This is a genomic window from Persicobacter diffluens (genome assembly GCF_036244895.1).
In the GTDB taxonomy this organism is placed as follows: Bacteria; Bacteroidota; Bacteroidia; order Cytophagales; family Cyclobacteriaceae; genus Persicobacter; species Persicobacter diffluens.
Genome location: NZ_BQKE01000002.1, coordinates 1,329,909 through 1,350,204, shown reverse-complemented (window position 1 = coordinate 1,350,204; position 20,296 = coordinate 1,329,909). Strand labels below are relative to the sequence as shown.

8 protein-coding genes are annotated in these 20,296 nt (G+C 42.8%); 2 read left to right on the top strand and 6 right to left on the bottom strand.

Translation table 11 applies throughout. The features are described 5' to 3' along the window. Window positions 1-154: 154 nt before the first annotated feature. From AAA970_RS19070 to AAA970_RS19045, 6 genes are all read right to left on the bottom strand, one after another. On the bottom strand, window positions 155-7,069 hold the full coding sequence (locus AAA970_RS19070; RefSeq protein WP_338238488.1) for a T9SS type A sorting domain-containing protein: 6,915 nt from the start codon (window positions 7,067-7,069) through the stop codon (window positions 155-157). Between the two features lie 2 nt (window positions 7,070-7,071). After that, the gene (locus AAA970_RS19065; protein ID WP_338238487.1) at window positions 7,072-8,193 is read right to left on the bottom strand and encodes an FISUMP domain-containing protein; all 1,122 of its coding nucleotides are present in this window, start codon (window positions 8,191-8,193) and stop codon (window positions 7,072-7,074) included. Window positions 8,194-8,901: 708 nt separating this feature from the next. Further along, complete coding sequence (locus tag AAA970_RS19060; RefSeq protein WP_338238486.1) at window positions 8,902-9,234, bottom strand: hypothetical protein; 333 nt, start codon at window positions 9,232-9,234, stop codon at window positions 8,902-8,904. 5 nt (window positions 9,235-9,239) lie between these two features. Further along, window positions 9,240-10,373, bottom strand: coding sequence for a fibrobacter succinogenes major paralogous domain-containing protein (locus AAA970_RS19055; RefSeq protein ID WP_338238485.1), 1,134 nt, complete (start codon window positions 10,371-10,373; stop codon window positions 9,240-9,242). A gap of 706 nt (window positions 10,374-11,079) precedes the next feature. Beyond that, window positions 11,080-11,328 carry a hypothetical protein gene (locus tag AAA970_RS19050; RefSeq protein WP_338238484.1) on the bottom strand — a complete coding sequence of 83 codons (249 nt, stop codon included), beginning with the start codon at window positions 11,326-11,328 and terminating at the stop codon, window positions 11,080-11,082. A gap of 97 nt (window positions 11,329-11,425) precedes the next feature. Next, window positions 11,426-12,547, bottom strand: a complete 1,122-nt coding sequence (locus AAA970_RS19045) for a fibrobacter succinogenes major paralogous domain-containing protein (protein WP_338238483.1) — start codon at window positions 12,545-12,547, stop codon at window positions 11,426-11,428. 1,930 nt (window positions 12,548-14,477) lie between these two features. Between AAA970_RS19045 and AAA970_RS19040 the strand changes: the two genes are divergently transcribed. Together AAA970_RS19040 and AAA970_RS19035 are read left to right on the top strand one after the other, a co-directional pair. Next, window positions 14,478-17,444 (top strand): SusC/RagA family TonB-linked outer membrane protein, encoded by a 2,967-nt coding sequence (locus tag AAA970_RS19040; protein WP_338238482.1) that lies wholly within the window; start codon window positions 14,478-14,480, stop codon window positions 17,442-17,444. A gap of 11 nt (window positions 17,445-17,455) precedes the next feature. After that, window positions 17,456-18,937: a RagB/SusD family nutrient uptake outer membrane protein gene (locus AAA970_RS19035; RefSeq protein ID WP_338238481.1), complete on the top strand. Its 1,482-nt coding sequence runs from the start codon at window positions 17,456-17,458 to the stop codon at window positions 18,935-18,937. Window positions 18,938-20,296: the final 1,359 nt, after the last annotated feature.

Below are 20,296 nucleotides of genomic sequence, written 5' to 3'. Positions count from 1 at the left end.
GAGCGCATTGTTCGCAGGCGGACCATCTTCACCCCCTCCTATCGTCGATCAAAGCAGGGAAAAATAAAAAGGAAAATAAGGGGCCGACCTTTTAAGCACCGGCCCTCGAAATCCATTTTACAATTATTCTTCAGTCTGTGTTTTAAAGCACGCTCTAATGCGCAATTACCAATCGCTTATGCGTTAATAAGGCACCTTCTTTCATCAGCATCAACACGTAAATCCCATCGGCTAAATCTTCTACTTCAATGCTTTGGGTGGATCGTGCCGGGAACTGAAAATCTCCGGAAGCCACCCGAACACCATCCGCTTTGTAGAGTGCCCAATGGTCAGCCTTGCCCTCTCCCTGCCAATCCAAAGTGAATTTTCCACTGTTCGGATTCGGGTAAAGCTGCAGCTTTTGCGCCAGTGCCTCCGCATCCAGCGGACGTTGAGGGATCAATTCCTGAGGGATATCAAATACCCTTGCCTGATAGATGATGTCCGTATCCCAACCCTGAACGGTTTGGATCATCTTCACCTCATCGGCATAAGCCCAGATCGCATCCGGTTGCCAGGGCACCTGCCCCTGAAAATGAACATATCCATTTTCATCAAATTCTTCTTTCTTCACATTGAGTCCGGTTGCATCCGGCAGCATTTCTCTTACGATATTCCGGAACACCTGTCCGGTTTCCGGAAGCTCAAATTTCCCGGCCACCATATGGGTATGTAATATCAATCGGCGATCTTCCTCCTCTATCGGCAGGTTTTTCACCGTTTCAAAGCCCACATTGATGATCGTCGTTCCGGTCTTCGGATCCAGATTATCCAGGAAATCGCTTTCGGAAATATCATCAATAAAAGCCCGGGCTTTCTGTAATTTTTCCTGACTGATAGATTTTTGCAAATAAGCACTCTCCGTCCATTTTTTGCGTTCATAGATGTGTCCGTCCACCATCACCCGGTCAAATTCCGGAATACTATAATGCAAAGCACGTGCTCCGGAAGGCTTCCAGCCTCCGGTTTCATACAAATAGGCCGTCGGCATCGCAAAGCTATTGAAGCCATATTGCATGATCACCAATTCATTTGGAGAAACCGATACCGCATCAAAAAGCGCATCTGCCTCTTTTGGGTCCGCATCTTCATGGGTGAAGTGTTCCGCCACTACCAGGCGGTTGCGGGAAGAAATGGTAAACTCCTTCACCTCCACCCCGCTGTAATTCATACTTCCGTTTACCTCATTATTGGAGGCAAACCAAAGGCGGAAACGAACCTGCCCCGAAGGCGCCGCTTGAATTTGCACCTCATCCAAAGGAATACGCGCATAACGGTAGAGCGAGTCCTGTCCCGACCAGCCCTGCTTTTTATTCAGTTTATCCTGTGGTAAGGACAAAACACTTTCATTCGTATACCAATCAATCCCAAAGCCCGCTTCACCAACGGTATTCCAGCTGTCTCCCTCATCCACAGAGTAACGCAGGCTGAGCCCGTCCACGCCTTCGGCGGTATTCATTTTGATATACAGCTCCAGCATGGGCAACTCAATTAATGACAGGTCAACCGTAGGGCCTTCAATCCATGAATTTTCCGCCGCATTATAGGTGTTGGTATTGGCAAGACTGTCCCCATGGCTTCCGCCCGTAGTCGTCCACAAACCTTGGGAAGGATTCCACTCCCAGGAAACCGAGTCGGAGGCGTTATCCCATTGCCCGGAATGGAACCATTCCACTTTTGCCGCATCATCGAATGCCGTATGGTAATGGGTATCCTGAACCAGTGGGAAAATGGCAATTTTCTGAGAGGTGGTCGCATCACAACCGATATCCGTTTTAGCTCGCAGGCATACTTCATAAATGCCACTTTGCGGATAGGTATGTTCAAAAGCCATTCCTTCCACACTGCCGTCATATAAAAATTCCTGCGCAGGCCCCGCCTGAGCCTGATCAAAAACAATATAGAGACTATCAACCTCCCGATCATGATCCACCTCAAAGCCAACCGCCTCTTTTAAAATGGTGGGTTGGCCGCTGGTAAATTGATGGGTAGAAAAATTCACTACCGGATTCGCGCCCAACTCAATATTATCTTTAAAAGCAGCCAAACAACCTTTATCCGTGATGGCGGTCATGTTCACCTCATACTGCCGTGCCCTGCTATAGGTATGCGTGGGCTGATGATAAAATCCTGAGGTATTGGTTTGTTGATCTTCAGCGCTTAAAGCCTCTCCCTGAGCACCCGCAATGATGATATTATCTCCAAAGGACCACAAATAGGAGCTGATCTGCCCAAATTGTGCATCAAGTCCCGCTTCCATTGCGCTGTTGCTTTCAAATTCAAAAGCACCGCCGTCATTCAGGCAGGCAAGGGTGTCTACCGTGAAGGAGGGAATGGGTTTGCCGTTGACTTGCACCGTTGCCTCCGCGGTGGCCGTACAAGTATTGGCATCCGTATATTGGAAGACCACCCGAAATACACCGGCGGAATCCAGATTAAGGGTCGCGCCCTTCTCTGTCCTTTGGGTAAAAATGCGTTGAGAAACAACCTCCGGACCTCCCTCATTGGATCCACTGAAGATCTGATAATTAGTATTATCCAATGTTAAGTTGGCCGCAAGTCCATTGGTATCTATTCCCAGCGGATTCAAATCAACAGGCTGGTCATATTCACAAAATTCTTTATCAAACTCCACCAATTGGGCGGTGGGGTTATCAAAAATAGAGAAGGAATAGGTTTTCAATAAATTGCAATCCGGTAAATCATTCCTTTTAAAGAACTCTTCTTTAAGCGAAAATTTCAATTCATAATTCCCTGCCGGTAGGTCCTCTGCCAAAGCCCATTCATTATCGGCCGCTCCCTGCAACAGCCCAACCGGAAAGGCCTCTCCATCTTTGAATAAACCAACAGACAGATAATCGGCCTCAAATGCCACCGCCTGATTGTTGATGGATAAGTTGGCCCTAAAGTTGGCCGCCACAGTGAAATAACAATAGTTTTCTGCCAAATTTTCCGTAACCTCTATGGCTACTTCCGACTTTGATATTTCTAAAATATTAGATTCCGACAGTACCGAAGCGTCTAGTCCCTGCCCCTCCTCATATTTTACCTGCACTTCATAAATTCCAAATTCGATGCCCGGCACGCCGGCAGTGGTTTGATTTAATACCTCAGAAGTCATCTTCTGCCAGTTGGTTTCCCCCTTTTTACGGAAAAAGTATTCGAATGCTCCGGAAGAACCCGTATAAGCCGTGGTGGGATAGATTCTGTCGACTAAATTCGAAAGATTGATTTCATTGTCGCCCTCACACAGTAATAAATGCCCCGGAAGCGTTAACGTCGGTTTCAGGGCAAGAGACAAGGTGGCTTCTTCTCCTTCGAATTCACAGAAGAAGGAGGAATCCCCTCCCTTTGAGCTCCCTTCATCCGTTTGCGCTACTTCGTGAATGATACTAAACTGATACTTTCCGGGCTTTTCCGGCACAAAATTAGAAAATTCAGCTTCATCAGAACGAATCACCGTATCCATATTGTACTCCGAATTTTGAATCCGAATATGCACATGGTCAGGATCCAAATTAGTATCCGCCTGTAATAGGGGACTGATAATTTCGTTTAAATCATAACCGTCCTGTGCACTGGTGATTTCAAAAGGATAATCCGTCTCCAGCGGATCCAGAGATGCGTCATTACTTTCCTGAAAGCTAATTTCCAATTGGGGCCGGTTATTGAGCGCATCACAACCACTGGCATATTTCACCAGTAAGTTCGGATTATTGGTCCCCGGCTGGTAGGTTATAGGATCCGAAGCATTCAGCGTTGCACTATTGGTCCCCCAATTATCCGAAGACCAAAGATATTCCTGAACCGCTGGCTCGTATATGGCTAATTCCAAATTGCTCTCGCCCTTACAGTATACCAGATTTACCGGGCTGGCGCCATTAGAGGCATAAATCCGATCATTATAAATGATACTTGGGGAAGGATCCCCACGTGTAATATAAATGGTTTTAGTAAACTCAATATCGTCGCAACCGCCCTGATTATACAGCAGTTCCAATTTTAGTTCAATGGATTTGGTAGTGGTACCCTCAAAATAATCTGTAGCAATTTCCGAAAAATCAAGGTCATAACTTTGCAAACCATTAGGGGCTGAAGTAGCCGGACTGGCAATTGTATAAGGCTTATTTCCGACCTTGGTCGTAATTCGGATGTCATCCATAAAGGGATGGAAATTCCATTTTGCTCCAGTGGTAGAACTACAATAACTATTTTGAATACTGCTGAAATCAGTAGCACCTTCGATATCCTCCCCTATGGTTAAGTTTAAGGTCTGACCATCTAATCTATAGGAGAAGTCCATGCCTTTTTCTGTATTAAAAGGAGACGTATAGGCTGAATACATCCTCACCGAAGCATGATAGTAAGGATCAGTATAAGATGGGGTGGAAGGAGGAGTAGTAGAGGAATAATAATTATAATAATAACGATATTCTGAAGTTGTATTGACCTTTAAATACCCCCAAAACCAATACAATAAAGTATTATTGAAAGTAGTGCTGGCTAAATTATAATCATAATACAAATCTCCGTTACTAATATAAAATCCTTTTTTTAAACTTTCTCTCATCCTTCCCCAGGTATAGGAATAATTCACATAACTGATTAATCTTCCTAATAAATAGTCACGATCAGCAGTAGTAAGTCTGTAAGAAGGTCCATAATGTGAAAACCAGGTTCGCACCCAACCCTCCACAATATCGGTATTAAAACTAACAATAGAAATGGCCTCTTTTTCCGCCTCCGTAACCCCTCTTTTCACCAAGCCGGACCCTCCAGTTCCAACCAAACATATATAATTATTCGCGACCAAAAACTTTTGAGCCTCAATTTCAAAGGAATTATTTACATCGCAGGAATTGTCCGGATCCTTGTCGCCTATATAATAATTGATTTTAAATTTTTGACCATTGGAAACTTCATTAGGATCAACCTCCAAATAATACTTTCCATTCTCAAAAATCACCTTATTGTCACCTTCATTTTCAGCAAAGAATATATATTGATCTAAATCTGTGCCTGCAGGAATACTAAAAAAGGGAGCGGCAAAAATTTCCACCTTATTGTTTTCGGAAAAGTTAACATTAAAATTAGATCCCAATAAATCAATCGGCGGCCCGGCATTCACCTCCAGCGGATAATTGACCGTAGTGTTAATTTTAGTGCGGTATTCACCATTCCCATAGAAAACATCGAATCGATAACTCCCGGCTGTTTTCTTATCAAAAGAAAGGAGGCCCGTTGCGGAAAAATCTTTCATCTCCACCACTTCTGTACTACCTTCCGTCAGGGGAATTAAATCTACGGAATAGGCATCGCCCCTCCCGATCATATCCACCTTAATTTGAGGGATTTCCTGCGTACAAATGGGACTTTTGCTTACCGACAAATAAGCATTCGCCGTCTTTCGGAAAATACTTACATTTTGATCTAAAGGGAGTACATTCGTACTGGCATCCTTAAGCGTAAACATGGGTGCGATGGGCTGGTCCAGATTAGGGCCGTTTTTGGAATAGGCCACGCGCATATTGCTAAGCTGAATGGTCGTGATACCGGTGGCACTAAAATCGCTGGCTGCCTTAATTTCCAGCACATTACTTGAACCTGTGGAAATATTACTGGTGATTTTTTCTACATCTATAGTAGGTGCACTCACAAAATAATAATGCTGGGGCAAAGTAAGCGTATAAGTCGTATTCGCTGCAAAAGCAGTATTGGTCGTCATCGATAAGGTGCCCACGGTGGTAGGTTCAAAATGAACAACTTCAACCGGCTGACCGTTTGAAACTGTTAATTCATAACCGGAAGCCCCGGAGGCTACATTAACATTTACCGTGACTACTGAATAAGTCTTGGAATTATTAAAATTATCATCACTTAAATAACTACAACGAATATCAAAGGCCGTACTACTGACGCCCGTACCGGCAAAACCTTTTAAAGTACCGGTATTTGCATCGAAATGTAACCATTCAGGAAGCGTACCGTCAACACTGAGGTAAGTCGTAGCCCCGCCGCAATGATCCACTGCTGAAATAACTTCGGACAACAAATCTCCGCCCTGACTGACCGAGAAGGTTAAGGCAGCACTACTAAAAGTGGGCTTAGCATAATTTCTCAACCCCACTCTCGCCAAGCGATCTGGGGTTTCACTGGCGAAGCGCAAAGCTTTGATATCAATATTTCTACCAGTATTAAAATGGCCATCACAGCTATTCTTTATATATTCAATATTGCCCAAAATAGTATTATAAACAGATATAGGCGCCACCCCTGAGAGTTCGATAATATTGGCCACAGACGAGCCATTGGTGATCCCATATTTGGTCACCATCGCATTACCACTCAAATTATCGATCAGTCGATCTCCACTGCTGGCATTGTTGAGGGTGATACTCATCCCGGCTACCATCAGGTCAGCCTCAGTAAGACTAACTTTCGACACTATCTTTTGTGCAGTATTATCATTATACACATAATCTACAGAGGGCTTAGAGGCTGGCCAAGCCGCCCCATCCCATTGGGCTACAAAAGCTGGTTCAGCCCCTATTGTAATCGTGAAAGTCTGCTCACCGGAATCCCATCCCGCATCATCTTCTCCATTGGTTTTCGCCGGACGATTACAGCTAAATTTAAAGGTGAGTACATCCTCATCTGCAAGGCCTGTCCCTATGGCATCATAGCGTAGCCGGCCCTGATTAATATCCTCCTGCGTCCAGGTAGCATCTTTAGCCAAAGCAGTTCCCCAACTTCCGTTATGCAGCAAATAAAGCGCGCCTTTTGGGACATAAGTAGCGTCTTCACCTTCCCCAACCCACACCCCTGGAACAGAGGTGAGGGTGTAGGTGTAGTCTTCTGGATTCGTGACGGGAGGGTTAAATGTTCCCCCTTGGCCTATTTTTAAATGATCCTCCAAAAATTCCCGTGACGAATACAAACTTATGGTACTACTTTTAGAACCAGATAAGTCTTGAGAATAGGTTTCCCAACATAATCCCAAGCAAACCAATAGAAAAACTAACTTTTTCAATTTTATTTTTTTATTAATCGTATTGATAATGTATACCCATATATCGAGAGTACCTCTAGACCACCTTTTCCACATCCGAAGCAATTGAAGGACGTATCATTTATTGAATCGAGATGCCCTGCAAACAGATCTTTAAAACGATGCATGGTCCCATTTTTTCTTTCATCATAACCTCCTCCCCTAAGTGTAAAACCAGATAAATTAGTTGCAGAATATCCATCATATTCCCAATGATCAATGTCTTGCATATAACTTTCAACATCCGTAAAAGAATTGGTAGTCTCATCAAATGTTCCGAAAATAGATACCATTTTCTTCAATTCGTCTGCAGTAGGAACAGCCCAACCTATTTTGTGAAGTTCTTCATTAATCGCTTCCATTTCTTGTACAGAATAGTGGTGTCCAAAAATCGCTACATACTCCTCTTTTGTTAAATTATCCGTATTCCCATAAGTTCTCCCGTCAGTTTCATCTGTCTCCGTCTTCAAATCCTCCGCCAACCACACCTGACAATTCTCCCCATCTTCATCACAAATCTGTACAGTTTTATAACGATAATTATCTGTATACTCTCCAAAAGTACCGAATACTACCGAGCCGAATTTACCGGTAGTCACGGTGATATCCTCCACCACCTCGGTTGCTGTCCCCTCATATTCCTCATCATTTACCTTGGCGGTGATCACCATATCAAAGCCGGTGCGATAAGCATCCGCGAATTCATCACGAATTTCATCCGTCACATAGGCCTCACCGTCTTTGGATAAGGTATAAGTCACTTCTTCTTCTCCTGCGGTAAAGGTTAATACAGGTGCATCCACTTTAGCTGCTTGCTGATTTTCACCGGTGGGTGCGGTGAATTCTACTTTCAGCTTCATGACATCGGCATATAAGTGCCAGTCGGTATCGGTATTGGTGGCGTCTTCATTTAGATATTCCTCCATCACACTTACTTTCATACCGGGAAGTACAATCTCTGTTTCCGGATCCGGGTCCGGATCTGGCGTTGGTGTTGGCGCTGGTGAATCTCCACCATTATCTCCACAAGCTGTAAAAAGCACAACCATCGCCATCATGGCTATCAGGCTTTTTTGCATAAACACCGGATTAAATTCCATCTTCATAATTCTTCGTTTAATTATATTATTAACTATAATGACCTTAAGTAATTTTTTGAATATTAGACTAATTTTAACTAAAAATAACACTTAAGCAAGAATTTAGGTGATTTAATAAATAAAACATTACATTCAGATTAATCACGCAAAGCCGAAAAACATACCTCAACAAAAATAAAAACGGACATCTACACGCCCCTATGAAAAAACAGGCTAAACAAGTGTTTTTGAAGGCACTTTAGATCCTCAAGGAATCGATGGGTCATTGAAAATGGTTTATTGATGAATTTTTAGGTGATTATCTACATCAAACAAAAAGCGCAAACCCCTACAATCATTTTAAAAAGCAATAAAAATCACTTCAAATACCTAACTATTCCCTAATCTTTGTTTTCTCCTATTTTACACAAGAGAATAAGTGGATACAATCGGCAATTCATTCCATTCCCGGGAATGCCCACTTCGGCAGCTGCTGTTGGCGCTGCTCATAAACGGGAATTCCGGTGAAAATCGCGGTAGAATTTGGGCGCGTGTTTTTTTTGGCACAAAGGACACCAATTCAGGAATGAGGCTTGGCTTGTATTAGAAGGAGGTGGCCTTTAAACGCCTTTATGAGCATTGTATTGTAGAAGATGCAATTTCACTTCTAAGGAGTAAGCTTCCTCCGGCGGTAAATGCATCATCCTGAGGAATCAGGTGTATCCCGGGAATAAGCTATCCCTGATTAATATCCTCCTGCGTCCAGCTAGTATATTTAGCCAAAGCAGTTCCCCAACTTCCGTTATGCAGCAAATAAAGCGCGCCTTTTGGGACATAAGAAGAATCCGCTCCATCCTTAACCCACACCCCTGGAACAGAGGTGAGGGTGTAGGTGTAGGCCGAGGGGTTGGGGATGGCCTCAAAATCAGTTTCATTAACAATTTCAAGAATTTCATCTGAAATGGTTTGACTACTATTATTGCTAATTGAATAATTAATAGGCTTTAAAACTTGAGTTTGCCCCTCGAGACAAAGACTAACAAATAGAAAAAGGAAAAAAAGTCTCATTAATCTCATTTATTTACTAATCTTATTTGACTCAACCTACTTGAGGATTTTTCACTTACAGTTACTCTATCCATAAGAATGTTTAGCAAATTACTAACTTCATTATCTGCATGTGTAATTGGTTCAATATAACAAGTTGAAATTTTTTTATAGGATATTGAAACAGTGGTTATACCTGCCCCTTTAAAAGATAAACCTGTCGAATTAGTAGGGTTAAAATCATCATAATCCCAATTTGTTAAAGCCTGAAATGGAGCTTGGCTACCTTCGGAAAATTTCTTTTCAACTGGATCATAAGTATATCCAAGATCCAAAACGATGTCATAACAATTTTGAAAACTAGGTAATACCCAACCAAGTAAAGTTAACTCATCAATAAGATCATTCATTTCTTGTTCTGAATAATGATGTCCAAAAACATCCACATATTCTGAATTGGAAAGATTATCACTATTATCATAATTCCTACTAGCTGTAAGGTTAGTTGCCGTTCTTAAATTCTCCGCCAACCATACCTGACAATTCTCCCCATCTTCATCACAAATCTGCACAGTTTTATAACGATAATTATCTGTATACTCCCCAAAAGTACCAAATACTACCGAGCCAAACTTACCGGTAGTCACGGTGACATCCTTCACCACCTCGGTTGCCGTCCCCTCGTATTCCTCATCATTTACCTTGGCGGTGATCACCATATCAAAGCCGGTGCGATAAGCATCCGCGAATTCATCACGAATTTCATCCGTCACATAGGCCTCACCGTCTTTGGATAAGGTATAAGTCACTTCTTCTTCTCCTGCGGTAAAGGTTAATACAGGCGCGTCCACTTTAGCCGCTTGCTGATTTTCACCGGTGGGTGCGGTGAATTCTACTTTCAGCTTCATGACATCGGCATATAAGTGCCAGTCAGTATCGGTATTGGTGGCATCTTCATTTAGATATTCCTCCATCACACTTACTTTCATACCGGGAAGTACAATCTCTGTTTCCGGATCCGGGTCCGGATCTGGATCTGGCGTTGGTGTTGGCGCTGGTGAATCTCCACCATTATCTCCACAAGCTGTAAAAAGCACAACCATCGCCATCATGGCTATCAGGCTTTTTTGCATAAACACCGGATTAAATTCCATCTTCATAATTCTTCGTTTAATTATATTATTAACTATAATGACCTTAAGTAAATTTTCGAATATTAGACTAATTTTAACTAAAAATAACACTTAAGCAAGAATTTAGGTGATTTAATAAATAAAACATTACATTCAGATTAATCACGCAAAACCGAAAAACATACCTCAACAAAAATAAAAACGGACATCTACACGCCCCTATGAAAAAACAGGCTAAACAAGTGTTTTTGAAGGCATTTTAGATTCTCAAGGAATCGATGGGTCATTGAAAATGGTTTATTGATGAATTTTTAGGTGATTATCTACATCAAACAAAAAGCGCAAACCCCTACAATCATTTTAAAAAGTAATAAAAATCACTTCAAACACCTAACCATTCCCTAATCTTTGTTTTTTCCTATTTTACACAAAAGAAAATGGAATACAATCGGCAATTCAGTCCATTCCCCGGAATGCCCACTGCGGCAGCTGCTATTGGTTCGGCTCATAAACGGGAATTCCGGTGCAAATCGCGATAGAATTTGGGCACGTGTTTTTTTGGCACAAAGGACACCAATTCAGGAATGAGGCTTGGCTTGTATTAGAAGGAGGTGGTCTTTAAACGCCTTTATGAGCATTGTATTGTAGAAGATGCAATTTCACTTCTAAGGAGTAAGCTTCCTCCGGCGATATATGCATCATCCTGAGGAATCAGGTGTATCCCGGGAATAAGCTATCCCTGATTAATATCCTCCTGCGTCCAGGTAGCATCTTTAGCCAAAGCAGTTCCCCAACTTCCGTTATGCAGCAAATAAAGCGCCCCTTTTGGGACATAAGAAGAATCCGCTCCATCCTTAACCCACACCCCTGGAACAGAGGCGAGGGTGCAGGTGTAGTCTTCTGGATTCGTAACGGCCGGGTCCAAATCAGCACCTGTTGCAATAAATATCGACTCGTCTTTTATTGTTGCAGATGAATTCAAGGAGAATTGGCTCGAGAGGGGCCCTGTTATTTTTTGAGAATAGCAGATTCCGATAGCCCCTAAATAAATTAATATAAATAATAACTTTTTCAATTATTTATTTTTTAGTTAAACGGATAGGTGTTACTAATTCGGGCATTGAAGTCAATGCTAATGATGTTTTCGTACAACCCATCGCTGTATAATCATCATTAGATGATCCTTTAATGTGACAAATAAAAGTTTCCTTGTACTCATACATTGTACCATTATTCCAACGATCGTACCCTCCTCCGCGAAATGATAAGCCGGTATCATTATTAGGATCAAACCCTATATAATCCCAATGATTTAGATCTTGAAAATAGCCTTGTATATCCGGATATCCACTCCTAGATGGATCAAATTCTCCGTAACGTGAAGCTATAGATTGAACTTCAATCACAGTAGGAACACCCCAACCAATAGCATTTAGAGCTGTATTAATCGCTTCCATTTCTTGTACAGAATAGTGGTGCCCAAAAATCGCCACATACTCCGCCTTTGTTAAATTATCCGTATTCCCATAAGTTCTTCCGTCAGTTTCATCTGTCTCCGTCTTCAAATCTTCCGCCAACCACACCTGGCAATTCTCCCCATCTTCATCGCAAACTTGCACGGTTTTATAACGATAATTATCTGTATACTCCCCAAAAGTACCGAATACTACCGAGCCGAACTTACCGGTAGTCACGGTGATATCCTCCACCACCTCGGTTGCTGTGCCTTCATATCCCTCATCATTTACCTTGGCGGTGATCACCATATCAAAGCCGGTGCGATAGGCATCGGCGAATTCATCGCGAATTTCATCCGTCACATAGGCCTCACCGTCTTTGGATAAGGTGTAAGTCACTTCTTCTTCTCCTGCGGTAAAGGTTAATACAGGCGCGTCCACTTTAGCCGCTTGCTGATTTTCACCGGTGGGTGCGGTGAATTCTACTTTCAGCTTCATGACATCGGCATATAAGTGCCAGTCGGTATCGGTATTGGTGGCGTCTTCATTTAGATATTCCTCCATCACACTTACTTTCATACCGGGAAGTACAATCTCTGTTTCCGGATCCGGGTCCGGATCTGGCGTTGGTGTTGGCGCTGGTGAATCTCCACCATTATCTCCACAAGCTGTAAAAAGCACAACCATCGCCATCATGGCTATCAGGCTTTTTTGCATAAACACCGGATTAAATTCCATCTTCATAATTCTTCGTTTAATTATATTATTAACTATAATGACCTTAAGTAATTTTTCGAATATTAGACTAATTTTAACTAAAAATAACACTTAAGCAAGAATTTAGGTGATTTAATAAATAAAACATTACATTCAGATTAATCACGCAAAGCCGAAAAACATACCTCAACAAAAATAAAAACGGACATCTACACGCCCCTATGAAAAAACAGGCTAAACAAGTGTTTTTGAAGGCATTTTAAATTATCAGGGAATCGATCGGTCACCAACAATGGTTTATTGATGAATTTTCCAGGTAATTATCTACATCAAACAAAAAGCGCAAAACCCTACAATCATTTTAAAAAGTAATAAAAATCACTTCAAATACCTAACCATTCCCTAATCTTTGTTTTTTCCTATTTCACACAAAAGAAAATGGAATACAATCGGCAATTCAGTCCATTCCCGGGAATGCCCACTTCGGCAGCTGCTGTTGGTGTTGCTCATAAAGGGGAATTCCGGTGAAAATCGCGGTAGAATTTGGGCGCGTGTTTTTTTGCCACAAATGACACAAATTATCACGAATGGGGTATGGGAAGGTACTGGAACAGGAGAAGATTTTTACTGATCATTCTGATTCTGGCATTGAAGGGAAGCCACTGAAATTACCTAAGGAGTTATGTGTCCGAGGGCGAAATACCCCTCACCTGAGCGAATTACGCACTTTTGGGGACAAATCCGGCCGGGAGATGCTTATGATTCACTAAAAAACATCCTTTAACCCGAATTACTCACCAGCAGATTTAGCCCGAATTATTCACTACCAAATACACTGAACCAAAGTACTTCCCCACAGTCCATTCCCGGTATTTTTCTTTGATTAATAATAACCCCAATTGGGGTACGCATGCTTCATCCACATTCCTCTGCTTCCTTGAAAAAACTCAAAATAGGAGCCTATTCCTACATTTCCCCGCCTTGCAAAAAAGGAGGATTCAACCCCATATAATTTGGCTTAAAGAAAACTATTTCGAGCTCGGAATAATTACCCCTTGTTGTCAATTAAATCAGCCACTCAAGGACCACTCTCCAGGTGATTCTCCCTCCCTTTGTTTGTAAATTACTCCTACCTGATCAGTCCCCTTATGGAGTAGCCCCCAAACGCTCCCCCCCCCGAAAATACAATTTCCCTATCCCTTAAAAAATACCCCCCTCTCAAAAACCGTCACGCTTCCAGGCTGCTTAACCGGATCAAAAAACACCTCTAAGCAAGGGAGGCCCCAGCGGCGCAAAATAATTTGATAAATCGCACCCTTTCCTACAAAAAAAAACTATTCCACAAGCGCTTTTCATTCAAATAAGATGCACGAAAAACCCCTGTAATCACCACAAAAACACAAAGTTAACTCGGATTATTCATGCTTAAATCCTCGTTTAGCTGCTAGGCGGGAAAAATGAAGGAATAGTTTCCTATTTCGAGTTTTTCCCAACGAAGCAGATGAATGAGGAGAAAGCAAGCATACCCAAATTTGAGCTATAGATAATTCGACAAAACAATCCATAACGATCTGACTACAAAATGTTTGCGGTGGGTTATTAAATCTAGCGGTGAATAATTCGGCTTAAAGCCCCATCACCCCCTTATCCACCAGGGAATGGTGCATACTTTCCATATTTATCAAAGCCATTCGTAAAAGGCATGTCCTTTGCACACCAACCCCTTATTCGCCTGTCCTTTCCTGATCAATCATTCAGTTGATTTTTTAATCCCGACTGACACTTCCTAAACGTCAATAAATCACGTCAAAGGCCATAACTATAGTTTTTTTTACGCATAAAAAACGAAGTTTACTCATTGGTTTAAGGTCGAACTTTTATGCTTTCTCCTCAAAAAGCAATTGCCCTAAAAAGCTATTGATTTTATTGCATTGGTTACTGAAACACAAATAAGCAAATGAGAAAATTTCGACGATTATTGCAAGTTGGGATGGCCCTGGCATTTTTGCTGGTCAGCCAAATTTCCCTTGCCCAATCAATGCTGGTACAAGGAACCGTCACCGGCGATTTAGATGGCGAGCCCATCATTGGTGCGAACATCGTGATCTCCGGTACTACTCAGGGTACCATCACGGATTACGAAGGAAACTATCAGATCGAAGTCCCCAATGGGGAAACCTATTTGGAAATCTCCTATATCGGTTTTAAAAACCAAAAGGTATTGGCCAACGCTTCTCAGATTGACATTATCCTTGAAGAAGACGTTCAAAACCTGGAGGAACTGGTCGTTATTGGATACGGAGTGGTGAAGAAAAGTGATTTGACCGGAGCCGTTAGTTCCATGAAAGCGGAAGAAATCACCCAGATGCCGGTTCAAAATGCCGGGGAAGCATTGCAGGGACGTGTAACCGGGGTGCAGGTAACGACTGCCAACGGATCTCCGGGTGCGGCACCGGTCATCCGCGTTCGCGGAGTAGCCTCCACGGGAGATTCCAATCCGCTTTATGTAGTGGACGGAATGATTGTGAATGACATCAACTGGCTCTCTCCCTCTGATATTGAATCCATGGAAGTCCTGAAAGATGCTTCTGCTACCGCTATTTATGGTGCACGCGGAGCGAATGGTGTCGTGATGATTTCCACCAAAAAAGGAGAGAAAGGAAAAGCCACAATCACCTATGATGGCTATGTAGGGGTACAGTCAGCTTACGAACGTCCAAAAATGGCCAATGGCGATCAGTATTACCAATTTGCCACCGACCTAATGGCAAATGACGGGCAGGATTACGACTGGATTCATGATGCAAAAGGCACCAACTTCAATTGGCTGGATCAGATGTTGACCCCTGCGCTGATGCAATCGCATACCGTATCGGCCATGGGTGGAAATGATAAAGCGACTTACAACCTGTCTTTGAACGCCTTCAATCAGGATGGGGTGATGGAAGGATCCGAATTTAACCGATTGACCCTTCGTTTTAACAATACTTTCAAAATTACCGATCGAATTACCTTTGGAAACAATGTGAGTTTATCCACTTTCCGAAGAGATGAAGCACATCCGGATGCCATTTCCCAGGCTTATAAAAGTTCTCCTTTAGAGGCTGCTTATTTGGAAGATGGGAGCTTCGTTCCTCATTATGTGGGGGGTAACCCTTCCGCTTCGGCACACTATTTCAATAAATTCCGCGAAAGCCGAAGAATTGTCGGTAACTTCTATTTAAATTTTGAGCTGCCTAAAAATTTCAACTTCAAGACCAGTCTCGGAATTGACTATAATACACTGAATATTACCGATTACACGCCGGAATACCGCGTATCCGACATTCAAAATGAGCAAAGAAGCCTTTTGTGGATTGCGCGCGAACAGCATTTCATGGGCCTTTGGGAGAACATTCTGACCTGGAATAAGGACTTTGGTAAACACAGTCTGAATGCCATGGGGGGAATGACCGCCCAGCTGAATCAATTCAACCGCCTAAACGGACAGCGTTACGATGTGCCATGGGACGAAAACCTGTGGTATTTAAATATGGGTTCCACCGAAGGACAGTCCGTTCAGCACACAGGATCTGAATCGGCAGTGCTTTCAGGTCTTGCAAGGGTAAACTATACCTATGACAGCAAGTATTTATTAACCGTTTCCATGCGTGCGGATGCTTCCTCCCGTTTTGGTATTAATAACCGTGTAGGGTATTTCCCTTCTGCTGCCCTTGGATGGAACATCAGCCGTGAGCCGTTTTTACAATCGCAGGACTGGTTGAGCGAGTTAAAGCTTAGGGCATCTGTAGGACGTACCGGAAATGACCGAATCGGAGATTATGAGCACCTGGCAACCATGGTTTATGGTGGCGATTATATCTTCAATAACCAGATACATTCCGGTATTTTTAAAGATGTGCTGGAAAATCCGGACTTAAAATGGGAAACTTCCACGCAGTATGACTTTGGTGTCAATGCGGGCTTTTTGGATGACCGTCTGCAAGTAGAGATGGATTATTATTTACGTTATACCAATGACCTGCTTTTGGCTACGCCGATTCTGAGCCAGAACGGTTTTGCTTCCGTGATCACCAACATTGGAGAGATTTCTAACCAGGGTTTTGAATTTAGTGCAGACTGGAAAGAGACGGTTAACGACTTCTCCTACTCTTTCGGAGTGAATGCCACCACCATTAAAAACGAAGTGCGTCGCCTGGGATCGGATGACCCTATCCTTGGTGGAGGTGTTTATGGCGGTAATCAGGCCACCAGAACAGAGGTGGGCCTCCCTATTGGAGCCTTCTATGGCTACAAGACGGATGGCGTTTATAGCACACAGGAAGAACTGGACAATAACCCAAGCTTCCCCAATGCGCAGGTTGGAGATGTAAAATACCTGGACACCAATGGGGACGGTGAAATTACCGAAGATGATAAAACTTACCTGGGCTCTCCGCTACCTAGCCTGATTTACGGTTTCCACCTGGGCTTCGACTATAAAGGATGGGATTTTGGAATGGTATTCCAGGGAACCTATGGTAATAAAATCTATAATGGTAAGGAACAGGCAAGAAATGATGCCTTCTTCAACATTGAAGAACGCATGATGGATTACTGGACCGAGGATAATCCTAATGCCGCCTACCCACGCCCTACTGCTCAAGGAAGAAACCTGGAAGTATCGGACCGGTTCATTGAGGATGGCTCCTACCTTCGACTTTCCAGCGTAACCCTGGGCTATACTTTTGATCAGGAATGGACGCGCCGATTCAAAGTAGACCGTTGGAGAGTTTATGCTTCCGGAAACAACCTGGTGACCTTTTCCCAATATTCGGGCTTCACCCCGGACATTACAGCCGCCAACCCTCTGAATGCAGGAATTGATATGGGGGTTTACCCGATTCCGGCCACCTTTACTGTAGGGACAAATATTACTTTCTAAAACAGCACAACATGAAATTAAATAAAATTATCAGCAGCATCCTACTAGGGTTGATGTCCTTGTCCGCTTGTCAGGGATTTTTGGACCGAAAGCCACAGGGGGAATTCAATCCAGGGATGGTTTTCGAAAGTGAGACCTATACCCTTTTGGCAGTGAATGGTATTTACAATCAACTGAATGCCTATAACCTCACCTCCGTTCCAGGCCTTATCGGAGAAATCCTTTCCGATGATGGGAACAAGGGAGGCCGTGCGGGTGGAAATCCTGACCTGAACCAAATTGATTACTTTAATATTCATCCGAACATCCCTTTGTTTAATAACTTTTGGGCCGGACTGTACAAAGGCATCTATAATGCCAATTTGGTATTGGACAACATCCATCTTACGCAGACCACAGAGGAAATGCGTAATCGCATGACGGCAGAGGCACGTTTCCTAAGAGCTTTTTATTATTATCAGCTGACCTTTTATTTTGGCGGGGTACCTGCCATGACTTCTACCACAGAGGAACAGGTAAAGCCCAGAGCCAGTCAGGAAGAAATCCTTGAGCTGATCAAAGAGGACCTTGATTTTGCGATGGACCATTTACCTTCCCGTTCCGAATATCCCGCTGCGGATATGGGAAGAGTGACTAAAGGTGCTGCCCAAGCCCTTTCTGCCCGCATTGCCTTGTACCGTAATGATATGGCAACGGCCAAGAACATGGCGATGGAGGTGATCCATTCCGGTGAATATGCCCTATGGGAGGATTACAGTACCCTATGGAGAAATGAAGCACAAAACTGCCAGGAAAGTATCTTTGAAATTCAGGCGGCATCCAATCTGGAAGCCAATGTGGGGAACCGTTGGTCACAGGCTCAGGGCTTAAGAAGCACAAGAGATTTGGGCTGGGGAATGAATTGCCCTTCAGATGCACTTTTGGATGCCTATGAAGAAGGTGACCCACGTAAAGAGGCTACTTATATTGCCATTGGGGATACTACTTTTGATGGACATTTTGTCAATGAACCTCAAAATGCCAATGAGCCCGATTCCCGTGGTTTTAATTATAAAGCTTATGTTCCCATTGATGAGTTCACCAATCAGGAAAGTGGTCCGATTAACTTAAGAGAGATCCGATATGCGGAAATGCTGTTGATTGCCGCGGAGGCTTTACAGGCAGAAGGAAACGAAGGCGAGGCGCGCCGCTATTTGAACATGGTGAGAGCACGTGCCAGAGGAGAAAATCAGCAGATTTTGCCGGATGTGACCGCTTCAGGCACTGAGCTTCGTCATGCCATTTGGAATGAAAGAAGAGTAGAGCTTGCCATGGAGCGTCAGCGTTGGTTTGATTTAATCCGCTGTGATTTGGTAGAGCCAGGCTATGCGGCCAAAATGTTGGAAAAACATGGTAAAACCGCCTTTGACTACGAAACGCATAAACTCATGCCGATTCCTGGAAATCAAATAGAAATTTCCAATGGCGTATTAGTGCAAAATCCGGGTTACTAAAACTGGGATACCGTTGCAAAAAAACAGGGTTATTCCAGCAGTAACATGGGATTATTTTAAAAGAATAGCATCGCTATTATGGAGAAATTATCCAAAATCGCAGCCAATAATTCGAATTTGCAGCCGGAAAGTGTGCTTTGAACACGCGCTTATATAGCCAAGCATATTATAAAATGGTCAGTCCTGCGGGGCTGGCCATTTTTTTATCCCTGTAACCTTTACAGCGTGTATAAAAGCTATAATTCGCAGCAAAAATGTGATTATCGCAGAAGCGATAAAAGATTATTTTGAGAGAATGACAGCGTTATTATTGAGAAATTATCCAAAATCGCTTCTTATACCCCGGATAATTCCTGCTTAAATCCTCGTTTAGCTGTAAGGCGGAAAAATGAAGGAATTTTTCCTATTTCGTTTTTTTCCAACGAAACAGAAGAATGAGGAGAAAGCAAGCTTGCCCAAATTTGGGCTATTGTAATTCAAAGAAAATAAGTTTTATATACTTGAAATTAAGTCACTTGTGCTTGACCAATAATTTTGGCGGTGAATAATTCGGGATAATTCGAATTAGCAACCGGATGATATGCCTTTAAACATGCTTTAAAGCCGCATGATAAATGCTTGAGTCCTCCTTTCGCTGGAGGATGAGAAAAAGAAAGGAATTTCCCTGTATCGAAATTTTTCCAGAGAAACAACTGAATGAGGAGCAAGCCGGCTCACTCAAATGAATGCGCTTAAAAATTGGCAAAAACACCAACATCAGACTAACATATAACTATATGGATAGATGGGTAAAGCCGCTGCATGCAAGCGAACATACGCGTTTAGGAGCAAAGGGTGCAAAAGGAAGGAATTTTCCTCTTACGAATTTTTTCCAGGGAAACAACTGAATAAGGAGCAAGCCGGCTCACTCAAATGAATGCGCTTAAAAATTAGCAAAAACACCAATATCAGATTAACGACTAACTATTTGGGTAGATGGATGAAGCCGCAGCATGCAAGCGAACATACGCGTTTAGCAACAAAGGGTGCAAAAGGAAGGAATTTTCCTCTTTCGAATTTTTTCCAGGGAAACAACTGAATAAGGAGCAAGCTGGCTCACTCAAATGAATGCGCTAAAAAATTAGCAAAAACACCAACATTAGATAGATGGTCAAATACGTAAAAGGGTGTATTAACCATAAAATACTCCCACTCAAATACTCCTTTAGAATAAACATTCTACCATTTTCGTCAGCCCTTCTCCCTTAATCAAAGGGCATTTCAATTGACTATTTAGAAAAATATCATATTATTATTCACCTATTGGGAGGAATTTCCCTCATTCAATTCATATAATTTTCAAGGTGAGAACAGTATGGT